This is a genomic window from Haloarcula sediminis (genome assembly GCF_035656455.1).
Classification (GTDB): Archaea; Halobacteriota; Halobacteria; order Halobacteriales; family Haloarculaceae; genus Haloarcula; species Haloarcula sediminis.
Map to the genome: position 1 here is coordinate 1 of NZ_JAYMGA010000027.1, position 699 is coordinate 699.

1 protein-coding gene is annotated in these 699 nt (G+C 49.8%); it reads left to right on the plus strand.

All coding sequences use genetic code 11. The features are described 5' to 3' along the window. The first annotated feature begins 53 nt into the window (after positions 1 to 53). A complete protein-coding gene (locus VJ162_RS18440) occupies positions 54 to 689 on the plus strand; it encodes an IS6 family transposase (RefSeq protein ID WP_324666288.1) in 636 nt (211 codons plus the stop codon). Positions 690 to 699: the final 10 nt, after the last annotated feature.

A 699-nucleotide genomic window follows, 5' to 3' on the forward strand; every position in this document is an offset into this window, starting at 1 on the left:
GGTCGTGTTTAGTTAAGCATCAAAAGTGAGGCGGGAGAATTTCTCGGTGGTCTATGCCAGAAATCGCCCGCCTCAGCGGTAGTACAGACTGGATTGATTTGGATTTTGTGGAGCGTGAGCGGACACCCGAGCGTGCAATGAAGCTCGGTATTCAGATGCACGTGGCTGGACTATCACTTTCGAATACCATCTCTATTCTTGACAATCTGGGTGTCCAACGCTCTCGAAAAGCCATCCACGATTGGGTGCAGAAAGCCGATCTACAGCCCGTCAGCGGTAAATCACCGAATCAGATTGCGGTTGACGAAACGGTGATTCGAATCAATGACCAGCAGTTCTGGCTGTACGCCGCTGCGAATCCACAGACAAACGAAATTCTCCATCTGCGGTTGTTTTCGACCACTACAACCGCTCTTACTGAGATATTTCTCAAAGAACTGCGGCAAAAACACGATGTCGAAACCGCCGTTTTTCTCGTCGATGGTGCGAAACACCTCCGAGCTGCACTGCAACGAGCCGGGCTCCGATTTCAGACAGAACGTCACGGAAATCGGAATGCTGTCGAACGTATCTTCAGAGAAGTAAAACGACGAACTTCTTCGTTTTCAAACTGTTTCAGTCACGTCGAACCGAAGACAGCTGAAAATTGGCTCCAGAGTTTCGCTCGCTGGCACAATGCTCCAAACTAAACACGACCGT

Bases quoted from the DNA above. Each gene is read 5' to 3' on its own strand.
- VJ162_RS18440 (WP_324666288.1), top strand. From the start codon at position 54: ATGCCAGAAATCGCCCGCCTCAGCGGTAGTACAGACTGGATTGATTTG.